18 protein-coding genes are annotated in these 18,652 nt (G+C 68.7%); 13 read left to right on the top strand and 5 right to left on the bottom strand.

Annotation, left to right across the window (positions count from 1 at the left end; translation table 11 throughout):
- The 9 genes from hpxZ to GXN78_RS14705 all read left to right on the top strand — a co-directional run bounded on the left by hpxZ (position 1) and on the right by GXN78_RS14705 (position 8,564).
- Positions 1-384 carry an oxalurate catabolism protein HpxZ gene (gene hpxZ, locus GXN78_RS14665; RefSeq protein ID WP_106559483.1) on the top strand — a complete coding sequence of 128 codons (384 nt, stop codon included), beginning with the start codon at positions 1-3 and terminating at the stop codon, positions 382-384.
- Between the two features lie 40 nt (positions 385-424).
- On the top strand, positions 425-1,540 hold the full coding sequence (locus GXN78_RS14670) for a BMP family ABC transporter substrate-binding protein (RefSeq protein WP_106559484.1): 1,116 nt from the start codon (positions 425-427) through the stop codon (positions 1,538-1,540).
- A gap of 25 nt (positions 1,541-1,565) precedes the next feature.
- Positions 1,566-2,645 (top strand): ABC transporter permease, encoded by a 1,080-nt coding sequence (locus GXN78_RS14675; protein ID WP_106559485.1) that lies wholly within the window; start codon positions 1,566-1,568, stop codon positions 2,643-2,645.
- The gene (locus GXN78_RS14680) at positions 2,642-3,562 is read left to right on the top strand and encodes an ABC transporter permease (RefSeq protein WP_106559486.1); all 921 of its coding nucleotides are present in this window, start codon (positions 2,642-2,644) and stop codon (positions 3,560-3,562) included. Before GXN78_RS14675 ends, GXN78_RS14680 begins: the two co-directional genes overlap by 4 nt.
- A 19-nt stretch (positions 3,563-3,581) precedes the next feature.
- Complete coding sequence (locus GXN78_RS14685; protein ID WP_106559487.1) at positions 3,582-4,589, top strand: formamidase; 1,008 nt, start codon at positions 3,582-3,584, stop codon at positions 4,587-4,589.
- Between the two features lie 88 nt (positions 4,590-4,677).
- Complete coding sequence (locus GXN78_RS14690; protein WP_106559503.1) at positions 4,678-5,394, top strand: isochorismatase family cysteine hydrolase; 717 nt, start codon at positions 4,678-4,680, stop codon at positions 5,392-5,394.
- A 15-nt stretch (positions 5,395-5,409) separates the two neighbouring features.
- Positions 5,410-7,008, top strand: a complete 1,599-nt coding sequence (locus GXN78_RS14695; protein WP_106559488.1) for an ABC transporter ATP-binding protein — start codon at positions 5,410-5,412, stop codon at positions 7,006-7,008.
- Between the two features lie 148 nt (positions 7,009-7,156).
- The gene (locus tag GXN78_RS14700; protein WP_106559489.1) at positions 7,157-7,819 is read left to right on the top strand and encodes an isochorismatase family cysteine hydrolase; all 663 of its coding nucleotides are present in this window, start codon (positions 7,157-7,159) and stop codon (positions 7,817-7,819) included.
- A 10-nt stretch (positions 7,820-7,829) separates the two neighbouring features.
- Positions 7,830-8,564: a GntR family transcriptional regulator gene (locus GXN78_RS14705; RefSeq protein ID WP_181360651.1), complete on the top strand. Its 735-nt coding sequence runs from the start codon at positions 7,830-7,832 to the stop codon at positions 8,562-8,564.
- Between the two features lie 12 nt (positions 8,565-8,576).
- Here GXN78_RS14705 and GXN78_RS14710 read toward each other — a convergent pair whose 3' ends face one another.
- Together GXN78_RS14710 and GXN78_RS14715 are read right to left on the bottom strand one after the other, a co-directional pair.
- Positions 8,577-9,539: a tripartite tricarboxylate transporter substrate binding protein gene (locus GXN78_RS14710; RefSeq protein WP_106559491.1), complete on the bottom strand. Its 963-nt coding sequence runs from the start codon at positions 9,537-9,539 to the stop codon at positions 8,577-8,579.
- Between the two features lie 26 nt (positions 9,540-9,565).
- Complete coding sequence (locus GXN78_RS14715) at positions 9,566-10,828, bottom strand: flavin-dependent oxidoreductase (protein WP_106559492.1); 1,263 nt, start codon at positions 10,826-10,828, stop codon at positions 9,566-9,568.
- A gap of 92 nt (positions 10,829-10,920) precedes the next feature.
- On the opposite strand from GXN78_RS14715, the gene GXN78_RS14720 reads away from it, so the two are divergent.
- Positions 10,921-11,823 (top strand): LysR family transcriptional regulator, encoded by a 903-nt coding sequence (locus tag GXN78_RS14720; protein WP_106559493.1) that lies wholly within the window; start codon positions 10,921-10,923, stop codon positions 11,821-11,823.
- Between the two features lie 10 nt (positions 11,824-11,833).
- Here the strand turns inward: GXN78_RS14720 and GXN78_RS14725 are convergent, their stop codons facing one another.
- A complete protein-coding gene (locus GXN78_RS14725; protein ID WP_106559494.1) occupies positions 11,834-12,637 on the bottom strand; it encodes an exodeoxyribonuclease III in 804 nt (267 codons plus the stop codon).
- A 13-nt stretch (positions 12,638-12,650) separates the two neighbouring features.
- On the opposite strand from GXN78_RS14725, the gene pyrE reads away from it, so the two are divergent.
- Positions 12,651-13,340, top strand: a complete 690-nt coding sequence (gene pyrE / locus GXN78_RS14730) for an orotate phosphoribosyltransferase (RefSeq protein WP_106559495.1) — start codon at positions 12,651-12,653, stop codon at positions 13,338-13,340.
- Between the two features lie 31 nt (positions 13,341-13,371).
- Positions 13,372-14,028, top strand: a complete 657-nt coding sequence (locus GXN78_RS14735; protein WP_106559496.1) for a DUF4124 domain-containing protein — start codon at positions 13,372-13,374, stop codon at positions 14,026-14,028.
- A gap of 9 nt (positions 14,029-14,037) precedes the next feature.
- Here the strand turns inward: GXN78_RS14735 and gatB are convergent, their stop codons facing one another.
- Together gatB and gatA are read right to left on the bottom strand one after the other, a co-directional pair.
- Positions 14,038-15,516: an Asp-tRNA(Asn)/Glu-tRNA(Gln) amidotransferase subunit GatB gene (gatB, locus tag GXN78_RS14740; RefSeq protein ID WP_106559497.1), complete on the bottom strand. Its 1,479-nt coding sequence runs from the start codon at positions 15,514-15,516 to the stop codon at positions 14,038-14,040.
- Between the two features lies 1 nt (position 15,517).
- Positions 15,518-17,005 (bottom strand): Asp-tRNA(Asn)/Glu-tRNA(Gln) amidotransferase subunit GatA, encoded by a 1,488-nt coding sequence (gatA, locus tag GXN78_RS14745; protein ID WP_106559498.1) that lies wholly within the window; start codon positions 17,003-17,005, stop codon positions 15,518-15,520.
- 416 nt (positions 17,006-17,421) lie between these two features.
- On the opposite strand from gatA, the gene GXN78_RS14750 reads away from it, so the two are divergent.
- Positions 17,422-18,651, top strand: coding sequence for an IS110 family transposase (locus GXN78_RS14750; protein ID WP_106561506.1), 1,230 nt, complete (start codon positions 17,422-17,424; stop codon positions 18,649-18,651).
- Position 18,652: the final 1 nt, after the last annotated feature.

Genomic DNA, 18,652 nt, shown 5'->3' on the forward strand with positions numbered 1-18,652 from the left:
ATGACGACACCCGAGATCAACCTGCCCGATGTGCTGGCCGAAGTCACGGCCGCCTTCGCGCGCTACGAGGATGCGCTGGTCCACAACAAGGTCGAGGTGCTCGACGAACTGTTCTGGAACAGCCCGCTGACGCTGCGCTACGGCGCCACCGAGAACCTCTACGGCTACCAGGCCATCCAGGCCTTTCGCGCATCGCGCCCTGCGCGGGGCCTGGCGCGCGAGCTGCTGTGCACCGTGATCACCAGCTACGGCCGCGATTTCGCCACCGCCAACTGCGAGTTCCGCCGCGAAGGCGGCACGAAGCCCGGGCGCCAGAGCCAGACCTGGATGCGCACCGATCAGGGCTGGCGCGTGGTCGCCGCCCACGTGAGCCTGCTCGCCTGACCGATCCCCAGCCACCCCCTCACTACTTGGAGCACACACCATGAGCCAGTTCAATCGCCGCGATTCCCTCAAGTCCCTCGCCGCGCTCGCGTCGGCCACCACCCTGGGCGGCTGGAGCGCGCTGGCGCAGGCGCAGAAACCGCTGACCGTGGGCGTCATCTACGTCGGTCCGCGCGACGACTACGGCTACAACCAGGCGCACGCGCAGGCCGCGGCCGAGCTCAAGAAGCTGCCGGGCATCAAGCTGGTGGAGGAAGAGAACGTGCCCGAGACCGCGGCCGTGCAGAAGACCATGACCGGCATGATCGCGCAGGACGGCGCCAAGCTGCTCTTCCCCACCTCGTTCGGCTACTTCGACCCGCACATCCTCGCGGTCGCGCCCAAGAACCCCGACGTGCGCTTCTCCCACTGCGGCGGCCTGTGGGCCGAGGGCAAGCATCCGAAGAACGTGGGCAGCTTCTTCGGCTACATCGACGAGTGCCAGTATCTGAACGGCGTGATCGCCGGCCACATGACCAAGAGCAACAAGATCGCCTTCGTCGCGGCCAAGCCCATCCCGCAGGTGCTGCGCAACATCAACGCCTTCACCATGGGCGCGCGCTCGGTCAAGCCCAACATCACCTGCAGCGTGATCTTCACCGGCGACTGGTCGATGGCCGTGAAGGAAGCCGAGGCCACCAACAGCCTGGCCGACCAGGGCTGCGACGTGTTCACCATGCACGTGGACGGGCCCAAGGTGGTGGTCGAGACGGCAGCCAAACGCGGCAAGATGGTCTGCGGCTACCACGCGAGCCAGGCCAAGCTGGCGCCCAACGCCTACCTGACGGGTGCCGAGTGGAACTGGCTCACCGCCTACAAGACCGCCATCGAGGCGGCGCAGTCCGGCAAGCCCCATCCCAACTTCCTGCGCGGCGGGTTGAAGGAGGGCTATGTGAAGACCTCGGCCTATGGGCCGATGGTGAGCGATGCCGCGAAGAAAAACGCGGAGGACATCAAGGCCAAGATGCTGGCCGGCGGCTTCGACATCTTCCAGGGCGGGCTGAAGGACAACAAGGGCGTCGTCGTCATCCCGGCCGGCAAGGCACTGAAGCAGACCGACCTCGAACTCGAGAAGATGAACTACCTCGTCGAGGGCGTGGTCGGCTCGATCGGCTGATCTTCCAGTTCGACGCAAGCCGACCATGCCCAGCGCATTGAAAGAAGCGGCCCTGCCGGTGTTCGCCATCGCGGCGGCGCTGCTCTTGTTCGGCGTCTTCGTCTGGTTCGCCGGCGCCAGCCCGCTGGAGGTCTGGGTGATTCTCTTCAAGGGTGCCTTCGGCGACTGGTTCTCCTGGCAGAACACCTTGCAGCGCGCCGCGCCGCTGATGCTCACTGCGCTGTGCGTCGCTATCCCCGCGCGCGCCGGACTCGTCATCATCGGCGGCGAGGGCGCGGTGGTGCTCGGCGGCCTGGCCTGCGCGGCCCTGCCTTATGTGCTGCCGCTGCCGGCCAACATCTTCGGTTCGCTCGCGCTGTGCATCGCCGGTGCCTTGGCCGGCGCGCTGTGGATCGCCCTGGCCGGCTGGCTGCGGCAGTACCGCGGCATCAACGAGACCATCAGCAGCCTGCTGCTGGCCTATGTCGCGATCGGCCTCTTCAAGCACCTGGTCGAGGGCGCGCTGCGCGACCCGGCCAGCCTCAACAAGCCGGCCACGCGCTCGCTCGCGGAAGGGCTGGCGATCGGCGGCATCGGCGGTTCGGACGTGCACTGGGGCCTGGTGATCGGCATCGTGGCCTGCCTGGCTTCGGGGCTGTGGCTGCGCGCGACAGCGTCGGGCTTCGCGGTGCGCGTGGTGGGCGGCAACCCGCGCACCGCGCAGCTGGTGGGGCTGCCCGCCAGCCGGCTGATCCTGGCGGCCTGCGGCCTCGGCGGCGCCTGTGCGGGCGTGGCGGGCGCGGTGGAGGTGGCGGCGGTCCATACCAACGCCAATGCCTCGCTGATCGCGGGCTACGGCTATGCGGGCATCCTGGTGTCCTTCATCGCTCGCCACAACCCGGTGGCGGTCATCCCGGTGGCGATCTTGTTCGGCGGCTTCGGTGCGGCCGGCAGCCTGCTGCAGCGGCGCCTGGGCCTGCCCGATGCCTCGGTGCTGGTGCTGCAGGGCCTGGCCTTCGTGCTGATCCTGGCGAGCGAGGGCCTGCGCATGGTCGACTGGAAGACCTTGATCCGCAACCGCATGCCGCAAGCCGCCGAGCCGCCGTTGCGCAAGGAGCCCGTATGACCGCGGACCAGTGGATCGCCCTCGTGGCCGGCATCGTCGGCGGCGCCTTGCGCGTCGGTGCGCCCTTCCTCTTCGTGAGCCTCGGCGAATGCCTGACCGAGAAGTCGGGCCGCATCAACCTCGGCCTCGAAGGCGTGCTGGTGCTCTCGGCGATGGCCTCCTTCGGGGGAGCCTGGCTCACGGGCTCGGCCTGGCTCGGCGTGCTGATCGGCGCGACCGCCGGCGCACTGCTGGCGCTGCTGCATGGCCTGCTGTGCTCGCTCGACCGCGTCAACGACGTCGCGACCGGCATCGCGCTGATGCTGTTCGGCACCGGGCTCGCCTTCTACCTGGGCAAGCCGCTGATCCAGCCGCAGGCGCCGCAGCTGCCGGCCATCCCGCTGGGCAACTGGAGCGAGAACCCGGTGGTGCGCTCCGCTCTGCAGGTCAATGCGCTGGTGCCGCTGGGCATCGTGCTCGCGCTCGTGCTGTGGTGGGCCTTCGCGCGCACGCGCATCGGCCTGCTGGTGCGCATGGCGGGCGACTCGGCCAATGCAACGCGCGCGCTGGGCTATTCGGTGGCGGGGCTGCGCATCGGCGCCACCACGGCGGGCGGTTTCATTGCGGGGCTGGGCGGCGCCTCGCTCACGCTTTTCTACCCGGGCAGCTGGAACGAAGGGATCTCGAGCGGGCAGGGGCTGATCGCCGTGGCGCTGGTGATCTTCGCGCGCTGGAGTCCGCTGCGCTGCATCGGCGCGGCGCTGCTCTTCGGCGGCGCCGGCGCGATCGGGCCGGCGCTGCAGTCCATCGGCGTGGGCTGGGGCTACCACCTCTTCAACACGGTGCCCTACGTGCTCACGCTGGTCATCCTGGTGCTGACCTGCAAGCCGGGCAGCGTGGCCGCCGGCAGCCCCGGCGAGCTGTCTTCCACACGTTGAACTCGAAAGGAAACGATCGATGAGCGGTCTGGGTGGTCTCAACAAATCGGCGAACGGCGTGGTCGTCGGGCTGGTGCAACTGCAGTTGCCGGTCGTCAAGACCCAAGCCGACCTGGCGGCGCAGACGCAGCGCATCTGCGAACTGGTGGCCAAGGCGCGGCGCAACCAGGGGACGATGGACCTCGTGGTCTTTCCGGAATACGCGCTGCACGGGCTCTCCATGGACACCGCGCCCGAGATCATGTGCACGCTGGACGGTCCCGAAGTGGCGGCCTTCAGGCAGGCCTGCATCGACAACGCGATCTGGGGCTGCTTCTCGATCATGGAGGCCAACCCCGAGGGCAACCCGTACAACAGCGGGCTGATCATCGACGACCAGGGCGCGATCAAGCTCTACTACCGCAAGATGCATCCCTGGGTGCCGGTCGAGCCCTGGGAGCCCGGCAACATCGGCGTGCCGGTCTGCGACGGACCCAAGGGCAGCAAGCTGGCGCTGATCATCTGCCACGACGGCATGCTGCCCGAGATGGCGCGCGAGGCCGCGTACAAGGGCGCCGAGATCATCATCCGCACGGCCGGCTACACCGCGCCGATCCGCCATGCTTGGCGGATCACCAACCAGGCCAATGCCTTCTGCAACCTGGCCTACACCGCGAGCGTGTGCATGTGCGGCAGCGACGGCACCTTCGACTCCATGGGCGAGGGCATGTTCTGCAACTTCGACGGCACGGTGCTGGTCGAGGGCGGCGGCCGGCCCGACGAGATCGTCACCGCCGAGCTGCGGCCCGACCTGGTGCGCGAGGCGCGCATCGGCTGGGGCGTGGAGAACAACATCTACCAGCTCTACCACCGCGGCTATGTGGCGGTGAAGGGCGGCGCACAGGACTGCCCCTACACCTACATGCGGGACATGGCGGCCGGCCGCTACCGGCTGCCGTGGAGCGAGCAGGTGAAGGTGCGCGATGGCAGCGGTTTCGGCTTCGAGCCGCCGGTGCGCGTCTACAAGGGACCGGAGAACGCGGCATGAGACGCCGAGCCGCTCCCCAGTCGAATAGCACCGCAGCGCACAGCGCGGAGGTTGCCTTATGAGCGCCGCCGAAGGCGAAGGTGGCTCCATGAATACATCGACACCGGTCGTGGAGCGTTTCGTCCACGCCGACCCCTACCGCTGGCCCTACAACGGCGCGCTGAGGCCCGACAACACGGCGCTGATCGTGATCGACATGCAGACCGACTTCTGCGGCAAGGGCGGCTATGTCGACGTGATGGGCTACGACTTGGCGCTGGTGCAGGCGCCGATCGAGCCGATCGCGCGGACGATGGCGCGCATGCGCGCGCTGGGTTTCCACATCATCCACACGCGCGAAGGCCATCGGCCGGACCTGGCCGACCTGCCGGCCAACAAGCGCTGGCGCTCGCGCCAGATCGGCGCCGGCGGCGTCGGCATAGGCGACGATGGTCCGTGCGGGCGCATCCTGGTGCGCGGCGAGCCGGGCTGGGAGATCATTCCCGCGCTGGCGCCGCTGCCCGGCGAGGTGGTGATCGACAAGCCCGGCAAGGGCTCCTTCTACGCCACCGATCTCGAACTGGTGCTGCGCACCCGCGGCATCGAGAACCTGGTCCTCGCCGGCATCACCACCGACGTCTGCGTGCACACCACCATGCGCGATGCCAACGACCGCGGCTTCGAATGCCTGCTGCTGTCGGACTGCACCGCGGCGACGGACCACGGCAACCACCTCGCGGCGCTGAAGATGATCACCATGCAGGGCGGCGTGTTCGGGGCGCACGCCGGCTCGGCCGCGCTGCTCGATGCGCTGGCCGCGATGTAGCAGGGAGCCTTGCTCATGCCCGACACCATCCAGCAGCAGCCCATCGGCGCCTTGCCCGCCGCCAGCGGCGCGCTCGCGCTCGACACCTACCGCCTGACCAAGCGCTTCGGCGATTTCACCGCCATGGACAGCGTGAGCATGTGCGTCGAGGCCGGCAGCGTGCATGCACTGCTCGGCGAAAACGGCGCCGGCAAGAGCACGCTGGTCAAGTGCGTGGCGGGCTACCAGCGCGCGGAAGAGGGCAGCATCCTGATCGACGGGCGCGAGCAGGAGATCGCCAATCCGGTGGTGGCGCGCGCCCTGGGCATCGGCATGGTCTACCAGCACTTCACGCTGGCGCCGGGCATGACGGTGGCCGAGAACCTGCTGCTGGCCGGCGGCCGGACGCCGGCCGTGATCGACTGGAAGCGCAAGCGCACCGAGCTCGAGGAGTTCCTGGCGACCACGCCCTTCCGGCTGAACCTGGACCTGCGCCCTTCGGAGCTGGCGGCCGGCGAGAAGCAGAAGCTGGAATTGCTCAAGCAGCTCTATTTGAAGCCGCGCCTCCTGATCCTCGACGAGCCGACCTCGGTGCTGACGCCGCAGGAGGCCGACGAGGTGCTGGGCCATGTGCGCGCCTTCGCCAAGAGCGGGCTGTGCACCGTGCTCATCATCACGCACAAGTTCCGCGAGGTGATGGCCTATGCCGACAGCGTCACCGTGCTGCGCCGGGGCAAGGCGGTGCATCACTGCCGCGTCGACCAGACCGACCCGGCGCGGCTGGCGGCCGCGATGATGGGCGAAGGCGAGGCGCCGCCGCCCGAGGGCGACACTGCCACCGCTTCGCCGGCGGACGGTGCGCGGCAGGCCACGCGTGCCGATGCTCCCGTGGCCTTGCAGGTCGATGCCCTGCGCGCGCAGGGCGACCGCGGCACGCTGGCCGTGCACGATCTGAGCCTCGCGGTGCGCGCAGGCGAGATCCTCGGTGTCGCCGGCGTTTCGGGCAACGGTCAGCGCGAGCTGGTCGAGGCGCTGGTCGGCCAGCGCGCACGGCTGGCCGGCGAGGTGAAGGTGATGGGCGAGCCCTATGCGGCGCGCCGCGCGGAGAACCGCCGCCTGAAGGTGCGCAGCCTGCCCGAAGAGCCGCTGCGCAATGCCTGCGTGGGCGATCTCAGCGTCGCCGAGAACATGGCGCTGCGCGACTTCGACCAGCCGCCGCTGGCGCGCGCCGGCGTGCTGAACTTCGCGGCCTGGCGCAGCCGCGCCCGCGAGTGGATCGCCGAGTACGGCGTGAAGACCCGGGGTGAGGGCGCGCCGATCCGCAGTCTCTCGGGCGGCAATGTGCAGCGTGCCGTGCTGGCGCGCGAGCTGGCCGGGGAGATCAACGTGCTGATCGCCGCCAACCCGGTGTTCGGGCTGGACTTCGCGGCCGTGGCCGAGATCCATGGCCGCATCCGGCAGGTGCGCGCGCGTGGCGGCGCGGTGCTGCTGATCAGCGAGGACCTGGACGAGCTGCTGGAGATGGCGGACCGGATCGTGGTGATGAGCGAGGGGCGGATCGTGTTCGAGACGGCAGCGGCTTCGGCGGAGCGGCATGTGCTCGGGGCGCATATGGGTGGAGGGCATCACGCATGACGCGCATGTCTCCGATTTGCTCCCTCTCCCTCTGGGAGAGGGCGGGGATGAGGGCACCGGGCGCTTGCAGTCGCCGCACTTCATCGACGGCCCGACGCCCTCACCCCAACCCTCTCCCAAAGGGAGAGAGAGAAATAACGGAGCTCATGTGCAGGTAGACGCCAACCCCTTTGTCTTCGAGTGCGACCTGGCCCGCGCGGCCCTCGTCATCATCGACATGCAGCGCGACTTCATCGAACCCGGCGGCTTCGGCGAAACCCTGGGCAACGATGTCTCGCTGCTCCAGGCCATCGTCCCCGCGACGCAGCGGATGCTCCACGCATGGCGAGAAAAAGGCGGCCTCGTGGTCCACACGAGAGAAGCCCACCGCGCCGACCTCGCCGACTGCCCGCCGGCCAAGCGCAACCGCGGCCAGCCCACGCTGCGCATCGGCGACCCCGGCCCCATGGGCCGCATCCTGGTCGCCGGCGAACCCGGCAACCAGATCATCGATGCGCTCGCGCCCATCGACGGCGAGATCGTGATCGACAAGCCCGGCAAGGGCGCCTTCTATGCAACCGGCCTGCAGTCCCTGCTGCAGCAGCGCGCCATCCGCAGCCTGGTCTTCATGGGCGTCACCACCGAGGTCTGCGTGCAGACCAGCATGCGCGAGGCCAACGACCGCGGCTACGACAGCCTGCTGCTGGAAGATTGCACCGAGAGCTACTTCCCCGCCTTCAAGGCCGCAGCGCTGGAGATGATCCGCGCCCAGGGCGCGATCGTCGGCTGGACCGCGCCGAGCCGGAAACTGCTCGCCGCGCTGGGCGACTAACATCTTCGCCGTGCCCACCTCCGTCAAGACCCGTACAGCTCCAGCCCGACCCGCGTCCGAGGACGCGGCGTTCCGCACCCGTGCCGACGAGGTCTACGCCCAGCTCAAGCGCGACGTTGCCGAGTTCAGCCTGGTGCCGGGCGACCGCTTCACCGAAAGCGAGATCAGCGAGCGCCTGGGCGTCTCGCGCACGCCGGTGCGCCAGGCGTTGTTCCGGCTTCAGCAGGAGGGCTACGTCGAGGTGCTGTTCCGCAGCGGTTGGCGCGTGCTGCCCTTCGACTTCGACCAGTTCGAGCAGCTCTACGACCTGCGCATGGTGCTCGAGACCACGGCGGTTCACCGGCTCTGCGAGAGCGACCATCGCGTCGATCGCAGCCTGCTCGACAGTCTGGCCGGCATCTGGCTGGTGCCCGTGGCGCAGCGCAGTTCCGACACGGTGCAGGTCGCGCAATGGGACGAGGAATTCCATTGCGCCCTGGTCGCTGCCGCCGGCAATGCCGAGATGGCGCGCGTGCACCGCGACGTGACCGATCGCATTCGCATCATCCGCCGGCTCGACTTCACCCAGCAGCCGCGCATCGACGCCACCTACGAGGAGCACGCCAAGATCCTCAAGGCCATCCGCGCCAACCGCGGCGAGCAGGCCGCGATGCTGCTGCGCGCGCATATCGAGACCAGCCAGGCCGAGGTGCGCAAGATCACGCTGCATCAGGTGCACATGGCCCGCCTCGCCATGCGCAAGTGAAGACGGGGAGCCCTACTCTGCGGTGATGCCGCCGCGCTGGACCACGCCAGCCCAGCGCTGCGCATCCTTGGTCATCAGTTCCTTGAACTCACCCGGCGCCGAGCTCGCCGGCGCCATCCCCTGCGACTCGAAGGCGGTCGCGACCTCGGGCTGCTTCAGCACCGCGCCGATCTCCTTGTTGAGCCGCGCCACCACGGCGCTCGGCGTGCCCTTGGGCGCCAGCACGCCGTACCACATGTCGACATTGCCGCCCTGGATGCCCGCCTCGGCCAGCGTCGGCACGTCGGGCAACTGCGCCAGCCGCTTGTCGCTGCCGGTCGCGATGGCCTTCAGCTTGCCGGCCTGGATGTGCTGCAGTGCCACGTGCACCGGCAGGAACATGTAGTCGATGCGCCCGCCCAGGAGGTCGGTCACCGCCCCGGCCGTGCCCTTGTAGGGCACGTGCAGCATCTCGGTGCCGGTGCTCTGCAGCAGCATCGCCATCGACAGGTGGTGCGGCGTGCCGACGCCCGGCGTGGCATAGGTGAACTTGCCGGGGCTGGCCTTGGCCGCGGTGACCACCTGCGCCACCGACGTGGTCTTCTGCACGTTCGGATTGGTCACCAGCAGCAGGGTGCCCCACGAGGTGAGCGAGACCGGCGTGAAGTCGTTCAGCGGGTCGTAGGCCAGCGACTTGTAGAGGCTCTTGTTCATCACGAGCGTGTTGACCTGCACCAGCAGCGTGTAGCCGTCGGGCTTGGCGCGCGCCACCTTCTCGCTGCCGATGTTGCCGCTCGCGCCGGCCACGTTGTCGACCACCACCGGCTGGCCCAGCGCGGCGGGCAGCCGGGCCGAGAGCTGGCGTGCGATCAGGTCGATGCCGGTGCCGGGCGTGTAGGGCACCACCAGCGTGATCGGCTGGTCGGGCCAGGCCTGGGCGGCCGTGGCGCCGGCGGCCAGCAGCAGGGTGGCGAGGATCTTCTTGAAGGGACGCATCGCTTGTCTCCGTAGGCCTTGTGGTTTCAAAGATAGGAAGGCCGCGCCTTCAGGGCGGCCGGGTCGTAGCCCGCGACGCGCTTGTAGTTGTCGGAGATGGCTTGCAGCTCCGCGGTGCTGACGATGTCCTCCAGCCGCTCGAAGCGCTTGCCGCCGGAGCGCTGGAACACCTCGCGCAGGATGGTATCGGGCGGGTTGCTGCGGTTGGTCAGCACCACCTGGGTGGTGGCCTGCACGCGTATGCGGTCGTAGTCCTCCAGCGCCTCGGTGCCCACACCGAGTCGGCGCAGGGCACCGGCCAGGTAGCGCGCATCGATGATGGCCTGGCCCGCGCCGTTGGAGCCGCGCGGCACCATCGGGTGCGCGGCGTCGCCCAGCAACGTGAGGCGGCGATGGGTCCATCGGGGCAACGGGTCCTGGTCGACCATCGGGTATTCGAGGATCGCGTCGGAGGAACGGATCAGCGCCGGCACGTCCAGCCAGTCGAAGTGCCAGTCCGCGAAGGCGGGCAGGAAGTCCTCGAGCCGGCCGGGGCGGCTCCAGTCCTGCAGTGCGGGCTGCGGCGCATGGATCTCGGCCACCCAGTTGACGAGCTGGTTGCCTTCGGCGTCGACGTTGTTGCGGATGGGGTAGATCACCATCTTGCCCTGGTCCAGCCAGCCGGCGCGCACCATGCTCGCGCCCGAGAGGAAGGGCTTGTGCTTCGCGGTGCCGCGCCACATGTTGACGCCCGAGTAGCGGGGCGCGCCTTCGTTCGGATAGAGCTGCTTGCGCAGCACCGAGTGGATGCCGTCGCAGCCCACCGCCAGCGCGGCGCGCACGGAGGGCAGCTCCGAGCCGTCGGGCGCGGTGAAGCGCGCCGTCACGCCCGTGTCGTCCTGCTCGACGCCGGCGCAGCGGTGGCCGCAGACCACGCTGTCCGCGCCCAGCCGTTCGCGCACCGCATTCAGCAGCACGGTGTGCAGGTCGCCGCGATGGATCGAGTACTGCGGCCAGTCGTAGCCCGCGGCGGTGCCGGCCGCCTCGCGGAACACCAGCTGGCCATGGGAGTTGAAGAACACCGCCTCCTGCGTGCGCACGCCCACCGCGTCGAGCGCGGGCAGCAGGCCCAGCTCGCCGAGCTCGCGCGCCGCATGCGGCAGCAGGTTGATGCCCACGCCCAGGGGCTTCAGTTCGGGCACGGCTTCGTAGATGCGACAGGGGATGCCGGCCTGGTGCAGGCTCAGCGCCAGGGTCAGGCCGCCGATGCCGGCGCCCAGCACGATCACTTGGGTCGATGTCTCGCTCATGTCTCCGGTCTCTTCACGGGAAAAACCGAATTAGACCGGCCTGTCGGTCATATGGGAAATTTAGATGTCGTATGGATTTATCATGATCACGTATGAATCTGTCCATGCGCCAGATGCGCGCCTTCCTGCACGTGGCGCGCATCGGCAACTTCACGCGGGCGGCCGAGCAGGCCCACATGACGCAGGCCGGCCTCAGCACCCTGGTGCGTGAGATGGAACGCCAGCTCGGCGCCCGCCTGTTCGACCGCACCACGCGCATGGTCGGCCTCACCACCGCGGGCCGGCGCCTGCTGCCGGTGGTGGAGCGCGTTCTGGGCGAGCTCGACGAGGTGACCGGCCGGCTGGGCGCCGAAGGCGACGCGGCGCGCCAGACGCTGCGCATCGCGGCCACGCCGCTGGTGTCCTCGAACCTGCTGCCGCAGGTCTTCGGCGGTTTTCGCGAAAGCCATCCGCGGATCAAGCTCAAGCTCTTCGATGCCGATCTGCGCGACGTGGAGGCGATGGTGGTGGAGGGCGAGGCCGACATGGGCCTGGGCTTCTTCTTCAAGGCCGCGGCCGGGCTGGAACGCATGCCGGTGGGTCATTTCCAGCTGATGCACGTGGCGCCGTCCGACGCCGGTGAAGCGCCACCCATCGGCAGCGTCCCCTGGTCTTCGCTGCGCGGCGCGCAGCTGCTGGGCCTACCGCCCAGCAACCCGATTCAGAAGCTGATCGACGGACACCTGGCGGCCGTCGGCGCGGCCGATCCGGACCGTCCTGCCTTCAACTTCTTCGGCACTTTGATCTCGATGGTGGAGGCCGGCTTCGGCAGCGCCGTGATGCCGACCTTCGCGCTCGCGGCCTGCCGGCGCCACCGCGTGCGCACCGACCTGCTGGCCAAGCCGAAGGTGGGGCTGGACTTCTACCGAATCACCCGGCGCGGCGTGCAGGAGACCGAGGCGATGCAGGCCTTCTGCAAGACCCTCGTCAAGGCGCTGCCGGCGCTGTCGCGATAGCGCGGCTCAGTCAGAGCGTGAAGTCGTAGTCCACCGTGATCGGCGCGTGGTCGCTGAACTTGATGGTCTTGAAGATCTGCTCGTTACGCGCAAGCTTCGCGATGCCCGGCGTGGCCAGGTGGTAGTCCAGCCGCCAGCCCACGTTCTTCGCGTAGGCCTGGCCGCGGTTGCTCCACCAGGTGTAGGCCTCGTCGGTGGTGTCGGGCTTGAGCATGCGGTAGACGTCCACCAGGCCCGCGCCCTCGGCGCCCTCGTCGAGCAGCTTCGTCATCCAGGCCCGCTCCTCGGGCAGGAAGCCGCTGTTCTTCTGGTTGCCGCGCCAGTTCTTGAGGTCGATCTCCTTGTGTGCGATGTTGATGTCGCCGCACAGCACGAATTCGCGCTCGCGCTTGAGCGCGATCAGGTGCGGGAAGAAGCCCTTCAGGAAGCGGAACTTCGCCGCCTGCCGCTCCTCGCCCGAGGAGCCGCTCGGGAAATAGCAGCTGATCACCGAGAACTTGCGTTTCGGGGTGTCGAAGCGCAGCTCGAGGTAGCGGCCCTCGGCGTCGAATTCCTTGTCGCCCCATCCGACCGTCACCTCGCTGGGCTCGTGCTTCGTGTAAACCGCAGTCCCGGCGTAGCCCTTCTTCTCGGCAAAATGGAAGTGGCCCTTGAGGCCGGCCATGGCCTCGAAGCGGCCCTCGATGTCGCTGGCCTGGACGCGGATTTCCTGCATGCAAATACAATCCGGCGCCAGTTCGGCCACCCAGTCGGCGACGCCCTTGGTCGCAGCCGAGCGCAGGCCATTGAGGTTGAGACTGGTGAGTTTGAACACGAGGACGTTCCCGATGGCTGATGAGATGGCGAAAACAGAAGAGGGCGCGCTGGCCCAGGAATTCGTGCAGTTCGCGCTCGAATCCGGGGTGCTGCGCTTTGGCCAGTTCAAGACCAAGGCCGGCCGCATGAGCCCCTACTTCTTCAATGCGGGGCTGTTCGACGACGGCGCCAAGCTCGCGCGGCTGGCGGCATTCTATGCAGACCGGCTGATCGCCAGCGGCCTCGAATTCGACATGATCTTCGGCCCGGCCTACAAGGGCATTCCCCTGGGCGCGACGGTGGCGGCCGAGTTGGCCCGGCGCGGCCGCAACGTGCCCTTTGCCTACAACCGCAAGGAAGCCAAGGACCATGGCGAGGGCGGCACGCTGGTCGGTGCGCCGCTGTCGGGACGGGTGCTGATCGTCGACGACGTGATGTCCGCCGGCACCGCGGTGCGCGAGTCGATCGCCGCCATCAAGAGCGCCGGCGCCACGCCGCATGCCGTGGCCATCGCGCTGGATCGACAAGAAAAGGCGACAGAGAACGGCATCGATGTGGACCACAGCGCCGTGCAATATGTCAGACAACAGCTCGGAATGCAGGTGGTGGCGATTGCCACGCTTGACGACTTGTTACAGTATCTGTCGGGACGCGCGGACGACGAGCTGAGCGCCCATCGGCAGGGAGTGCTGGACTATCGGGCGCGCTACGGCGCGGGTTGATCAACCACCGGAAGGATCGACGTTGGCGCGCATGCAGTACATACGCATCGGATCCCTGGGGCTCCTGCTGCTGGCTGCGGCCGGCGCGGCCCATGCCCAGCAACCCGCCGGCGGTCCCGGCATCTACACCTGCACCGACGGGCGCGGCCGCACCATCACGGCCGACCGGCCGATCGCCGACTGCGTCGACCGCGAGCAGCGCGAGCTCAGCCCCAGCGGCAGCGTGCGGCGCAAGCTCGAACCCACCTACACGGCGCGTGAGCAGGCCGAGCGCGAGGACCGCGAGCGCCAGGCGCAGCTGCAGGCCGCCCGCCTGCTCGAGGAACGCCGGCGCGAGCGCGCGCTGCTGATCCGCTACCCCAACGCGGCCGCGCACGACCGCGAGCGTGCCGAGGCGCTGGTGCAGATCGATGCGGTGACCAACGCCGCCCGCAAGCGCCTGAGCGAGCTGGCCGAGGAGCGCCGCAAGATCGACGACGAGCTCGAGTTCTACGCCAAAGACGTGAGCAAGGCGCCCGATTCCCTGCGGCGCAAGTTCGACGACAACAGCAAGAGCATGACGGTGCAAAACCGCTTCATCGCCGACCAGGACGACGAGAAGAAGCGCGTGAACGCGCGCTTCGACGAGGAGCGCGCCCGCCTGCGGCCGCTGTGGGCCGGCAACGCGCCGGCCACCTCCACGCGCTGACCGCTACCGCTAGCCCAGCTTCGCCTTCAGCAGCGCGTTGACCTGGGCCGGGTTGGCCTTGCCCTGGCTGGCCTTCATGACCTGGCCGACCAGCGCGTTGAAGGCCTTTTCCTTGCCGGCGCGGTATTCGTCGATGTTTTTCTGGTTGGCCGCCAGCACGGTGTCGACGATCTTCTCGAGCGCGCCGGTGTCGCTCATCTGCTTCAGGCCCTTGGCGTCGATGATCGCGTCGACGTCGCTGCCTTCGCCGGTCCACAGCGCGTCGAAGACCTGGCGCGCGGCGTTGTTCGACACGGTGCCGTCGCCGATGCGCCCGATCAGGGCGGCGAGCTGGGCGGCGGTGACCGGCGCCTGGGCGATGTCGATGTCCTGCAGGTTGAGCCGGCGCGCGATTTCGCCGGTAATCCAGTTGCTTGCGAGCTTGGGCGCGGCGCCCGCGCGCACGGCCTCGTCGAAGTAGCGGGCCAGCGCCGGGCTCTGGGTGAGCTGCGTGGCGTCGTAGTCCGACAGGCCATGCTCGCGCCCATAGCGCTCGGCCATGGCGCGCGGCAGTTCGGGCATCTCGCTGCGCACGCGCTCGATCCACTCGGGCGCGATCGCCAGCGGCGGCAGGTCGGGGTCGGGGAAGTAGCGGTAGTCGGCCGCGTCTTCCTTGGTGCGCATGGCGCGGGTCTCGCCGGTCTCCGGGTCGAACAGCACGGTGGCCTGCTGGATCGCCTGGCCGTCTTCCAGCTCGCCGATTTGCCAGCGGATCTCGTAGTCGATCGCCTGCTGCATGAACTTGAAGCTGTTGAGATTCTTGATCTCGCGCCGCGTGCCCAGCTTCGCGCCGGGCCGGCGCACCGAGACGTTGGCGTCGCAGCGGAAGCTGCCTTCCTGCATGTTGCCGTCGCAGATGCCGATCCAGGTCACGATCTTGTGCAGCTCGCGCGCATAGGCCACGGCCTCGGCGGTGGAGCGCATGTCGGGCTCGGTCACGATCTCCAAGAGCGGTGTGCCGGCGCGGTTCAGGTCGATGCCGGACTGGCCGATGAAGTCCTCGTGCAGCGACTTGCCGGCGTCTTCTTCCAGGTGGGCGCGCACCAGGCGCACGGTCTTCTTCTCGTCACCGAGGAAGAAGCTGACCGAGCCGCCCTGCACGACCGGGATCTCGTATTGGCTGATCTGGTAGCCCTTGGGCAGGTCGGGGTAGAAGTAGTTCTTGCGCGCGAACACGCTGCGCGGCGCGATGTGCGAGCCGAGCGCCAGCCCGAGCCGGATGGCGCGCTCGACCGCGCCCTTGTTCATCACCGGCAGCGTGCCCGGCAGAGCCAGGTCGACGGCGCTGGCCTGGGTGTTGGGCTCGGCGCCGAAGGCGGTGGAGGCGCGGCTGAAGATCTTGCTCGCGGTCGAGAGCTGGGCGTGGGTCTCGAAGCCGATGATGACTTCGTAGCCTTGCACCAGCGGGCCGGTCGGGCGGCCTTCCTGCATTTGTTCGAAGGTGTTCATCTCAAAAGCCCTCCGGCGTGCGCTGGTGCCAGTCCGTTGCCTGCTGGAAACGGTGCGCCGCGTTCAGCAGCTTCGCTTCGCCGAAGTAGTTGCCGATCAGCTGCAGGCCGACCGGCATGCCGCCGTCGAAGCCCGCCGGCACGCTCATGCCGGGCAGGCCGGCCAGCGAGGCGGGGAGGGTGAAGATATCGGCCAGGTAGTCGGCCACCGGGTCGCCGCCATGCTCGCCCAGCTTCCACGCCACCGTGGGCGCGGCCGGGCCGGCGATCAGGTCGCACTGCGCGAAGGCCTGCTGGAAGTCGTCGGCGATCATGCGGCGCACCTTCTGCGCCTGCAGGTAGTAGGCGTCGTAGTAGCCGTGCGACAGCACGTAGGTGCCGATCATGATGCGGCGCTTGACCTCGTCGCCGAAGCCTTCCTCGCGCGTCTTGGCGTACATGTCGGCCAGATCGCGGTAGTTCTTTGCGCGATGGCCGAACTTGACGCCGTCGAAGCGGCTCAGGTTCGAGCTCGCCTCGGCCGCGGCGATGATGTAGTACACGGGAATCGAGAGCTCGGTGCGCGGCAGCGTGACCTCCACGCGCTTGGCGCCCAGCTTCTCGTACTCGGCCAGCGCGGCCTCGACGGCGGCGCGCACGCCCGGTGCCACGCCGTCGCCCAGGAACTCGCGCGGCACGCCGATGCGCAGGCCTTCGAGCGAGTCGCCCAGGGTGCGGGTGAAGTCCTCGGCCGGCTTGTCGAGCGAGGTCGAATCGCGCTCCGGGTCGGGCCCGCACAGGGCCGACAGCATCAGGGCGCAATCCTCGGCCGAGCGGGCGAAGGGGCCGGCCTGGTCCAGGCTGGAGGCGAAGGCCACCATGCCGTAGCGCGAGGCGCGGCCGTAAGTGGGCTTGATGCCGGTCACGCCGCAGAAGGAGGCCGGCTGGCGGATCGAGCCGCCGGTGTCGGTGCCGGTGGCGGCCGGCACCAGGCGCGCGGCCACCGCGACGGCGCTGCCGCCCGAAGAGCCGCCGGGGATGCGCGCACGGTCCCAGGGGTTGCGCACCGGCACGGCGTGGTCGAAGCCCACGGCCGGCACGGCCACGTTCTCGTTGGAGGAGCCCATCGCGAACTCGTCGCAGCTGAGCTTGCCGAGGTTCACGGCGCCCGCCTCGGCCAGCTTGCGCACCACGGTCGCGTCGAAAGGCGAGCGGTAGCCGGCCAGGATGCGCGAGCCGGCAGTGGTCGGCAGGTCTGCCGTCGCGAAGATGTCCTTGTGTGCGATCGGCACACCGGCGAGGGCGGGGGCGTTGCCTGCTGCCAATTGCGCATCGGCGGCGCGGGCCTGGGACAGGGCGAGCGCCTCGTCCAGCGCCACGAAGGCGCCGAGGTCCTGGTGTTGACGGATGCGGCCCAATTGGTGCTGGGCGGCTTCCACTGCCGAGACCTTGCGCTCGCGCAGGGCACGGGCCAGCTCGGCCACGCCCATCTGGTGGAGTTCGCCGCTCATAAGGCAAGCTCTCTTTGGTTGAAGGCCGCCGAAGTGCTGCGGCGCAGGGTTGTCCACCGGGCTTGGTTGTGGACAACGCGCTGGCCCTTTGTCAGGCCACGAAGCGTGTTGTCCACAACTGCGAAGCACCCGGTGGTCAACCCGTGTTCAGCGCGAGGACTTTGCGTGTGTGCGGCATTGACGCCGTCGAGGAGAACAACCGAAGGTATCGACCGACTTCCGTGCCCCTGCGGTGACTGCCTAGTGCGCTTGCCTTTCAAAGGCCCGAATGAGACCCGCAGCCCGCAGGGTGCCGGAAGGCCACGACGGGCCACAGGATGTAGCGCCAGGCCTACCCAGCTGGAGCGCCAATTTATGAGCTTCCCGCCGCGCCTTCCGACACGGGCAGTCATACCGCAACTTCCAGGAGTCTGTCCATGAGTACCAATGCTTGCAGCAGCGTGTTTGTCGGCCTGGACTGGGCCGTGCACACCCATGCGGTGTGTGTCGTCGACATCACAGGCCGTGTGCTTGAGCGCTTCGAGATCGCCCACGATCGCGAGGGCCTGGCCGAGTTGATGCGACGCCTGGCTCGCTTCGGCGCGCGTGTGCGCATCGCCATCGAGCGGCCTTCGGGCCTGATCGTCGACGCCCTGGTCGAGGCCGGCCATCGTGTCTTTCCGATTCATCCCAACGCGGTCAAGGCCAGCCGTCCGCGCTACCGCAGCCATGGCGCCAAGAGTGATGCCTCCGATGCTTACCTGCTGGCCGACCTGCTGCGCACCGACGGCCACCGCTGGGGGGAGTTGTCGCCGCAGTCCGATTCGATCCGCGCGCTGCGTGCGCTGGTGCGCTCGCGCGACGATCTGGTGGCCACCCGCGTGGCACTGGGCAACCAACTGCGCAGCACGCTCGAGGCCTTCTGGCCCGGCGCGGCTTGCATCTTCTGCGACATCACTTCGCCCATCGGGTTGGCGTTTCTCAAGCGCTATCCCTCGGCCGTGTCGGCCACCCGGCTGAGCGAGGCCGCCTTGAACCGGTTCTGCCGCAGCCAGCACTACAGCGGACGCCGCAGTCCGGCCGAGTTGCTGGTGCGGCTCAACAGCGCCGCAACGGGCCTGGCCGGCCCCCTCACCAATGAGGCTGCTGGGCAGCTCGTGCGCTCGATGGTGGCGGTGCTGCAGCCGCTGGTCGAACAGATCGCCGAACTCACGCGACGCATCGAGCGCTTCGTCGAGTCGCTGCCCGACGGGCAGATCATCATGTCCTTCCCGCGGGCCGGCCGTGTCTGCGCCGCGCAGATCCTGGCCGAGTTGGGTGATGTGCGCGAGCGTTTCCCCACGCTCGATCAGCTGGCCTCTGAAGCTGGCGCCGTCCCAGTGACCTACCAGTCCGGCAAGACCCGCAGCGTGGCCTTCCGATGGGCCTGCAATCACCGCCTGCGCCAGGCCATCACTTGCCTGGCCGACAACTCGCGTCACGCCAACGACTGGGCACGCTCCATCTACGCCGCAGCGCGTGCCCGCGGCTGCGATCACCCCCATGCGATCCGCATCCTCGCGCGAGCTTGGCTGCGCGTCATCTGGCGCGCATGGACCGACCGCATTCCCTATGACCCAGCGCGCCATCTTGGCGCCCTCAAGCTCGCTTCCAGCGAGGGAGGTTGAC

It is taken from the genome of Variovorax sp. WS11, from assembly GCF_010499245.1.
In the GTDB taxonomy this organism is placed as follows: domain Bacteria; phylum Pseudomonadota; class Gammaproteobacteria; order Burkholderiales; family Burkholderiaceae_C; genus Variovorax.